This window comes from Streptomyces sp. NPDC058955 (assembly GCF_042741435.1).
Lineage (GTDB): Bacteria > Actinomycetota > Actinomycetes > Streptomycetales > Streptomycetaceae > Streptomyces.
The window spans coordinates 18,238-20,010 of record NZ_JBHYKM010000079.1 but is presented as its reverse complement, the minus strand read 5'-3'; the positions used below and the strand labels follow the sequence as shown (position 1 = coordinate 20,010).

Annotated in this window: 1 protein-coding gene; it reads right to left on the bottom strand. The window is 73.8% G+C overall.

Features of this window, described 5'->3' with window-relative positions:
* Positions 1–154: 154 nt before the first annotated feature.
* Positions 155–1,579, bottom strand: coding sequence for an alkaline phosphatase PhoX (locus ACFW1I_RS25955; protein ID WP_384674275.1), 1,425 nt, complete (start codon positions 1,577–1,579; stop codon positions 155–157).
* Positions 1,580–1,773: the final 194 nt, after the last annotated feature.

Sequence of the window (1,773 nt, the reverse complement as noted above, 5' to 3'; positions counted from 1 at the left end):
ACACCCGCCCTAATCTCCTCATAGATTTTTTCTCTCCCTAGGCCACCTTCCTCTATTTTAGCCGCGACCTTCCCCCCGGGGCCACCCTGATGTAGCCCCCGACCCGAATCCTCACAGCTCGCCCCGGCTCCGGCGGTCCGGGACCGACGGTGCGTCAGCGGCGGGGCTGGCGGCGCCAGGGGCCGGTGATCGCGACCATGATCCCCGGGTTCTGGATGGAGGCGTACAGCGTGTCGCCGTCGGGCGAGAAGACGACGCCGGCGAACTCGCTGTCGTTGAGGTCGTTGCGGGCGATCGGGTAGGTGCGGCCCGAGTCGGTGGCGCCGATGAGGTGCTGGATCCCCTCGCCGTCCTCGGCGATGACGATCCCGCCGTACGGGGAGACGGTGATGTTGTCCGGGGAGTCGTAGGCGCCGTCCTGCTCGGGCGCGGGGTTCACGCCGAACTGCACCTTGAGGGTGAGGGTGCGGCGCTTGGGGTCGTAGAACCAGACCTGGCCGTCGTGGGCCGCGCCGGGGCTCTCCTCGCGGGCGTACGAGGAGACGACGTAGGCACCGCCGTCGGCCCACCACATGCCCTCCAGCTTCCGGGCGCGGGTGACCTGGCCGTCGGCGAACTGCTTGCGCACCGGCGTGGTGCGGGCGTCGCGGTCGGGGACGTCCTCCCAGTCGACGCCGTAGACGGTGCCGATGCGGGTGGCGCGGGAGAGGTCGTCGACGAACCGCCCGGCGGAGTCGATGCACTTGGCGGCCTGGAGGACGCCGGCGTCGTCGGCGAGGGTGCGCAGCCTGCCCCGGCCGTGCTCGAAGTCCTGCGGCGGGACCCAGCGGAAGAGGAGGCCGTTGGGGCCCGAGGCGTCCTCGGTGAGGTAGGCGTGGCCGCGCTTGGGGTCGATGACGACGGCCTCGTGGTCGTAACGGCCGAAGAACTTCAGCGGCTTGGAGTCGAGGTTGGCCCGGCGGTCGCGGGGGTCGACCTCGAAGACGTACCCGTGGTCCTTGGTCATGCCGTTCTTGCCGGCAAGGTCGGAGTTCTCCTCGCAGGTCAGCCAGGTGCCCCAGGCGGTGCGGCCGCCGGCGCAGTTGGTGGAGGTGCCGGCGATGCCGACCCACTCGGCCACGGTGCCGTCGCGGTGCACCTCGACGACCGTGCAGCCGCCGCCGGCGCCCGGGTCGTAGACCAGGCCCTCGGCGAGCGGGACGGGGAACGCGACCTTGGCGCGGTCGCCCTTGATCTCGTGGTTGTTCACCAGGTACGTGGTGCCGCGCGGGCCGGCGAAGGCGGCGGTGCCGTCGTGCTTGGCCGGGGTGAACTCGCCGCTCTCCAGGCGGGTGACGCCGGTGCGGGTGATCACGCGGTAGGTGAAGCCCTCGGGCAGGGCGAGGAGGCCGTCGGGGTCGGCGACGAGCGGGCCGTAGCCGAGGCGGTCGTGGCCGTGGCCGTGGCCGTCGGGGCCGCCGTGGGCGGCCTCGTCGCTCGCGAGGGCCTCGGGGGCGGTGGCGAGCACACCGACGGCGCCGGTGAGGGCGAAGCCGGCGAGGGCGGACTTCTGGGTGAACTCTCTGCGGTTGAGCGCCATGGTGTGCGGTCTCTCCCCAAGCTGAGTGCCGGTTGTCGCGCACACCCTCGCGCGCCCACGGGAACGGCGGCTGAACGCCGTGGGAACGGCCGCGGGGGGGGCCCCCCCCCCCCCCCCCCGGCGCCCCCCCCCGGGGGGGGGGGGGGGGGGCGGCGGGGGGGGGGGGCGGGCCGCGGGGCGGGGGGGGGGCGCGG

What these genes read in the sequence shown, in the direction of transcription:
- ACFW1I_RS25955 (WP_384674275.1), bottom strand. Translation starts at nt 1,579, where the DNA reads ATGGCGCTCAACCGCAGAGAGTTCACCCAGAAGTCCGCCCTCGCCGGC.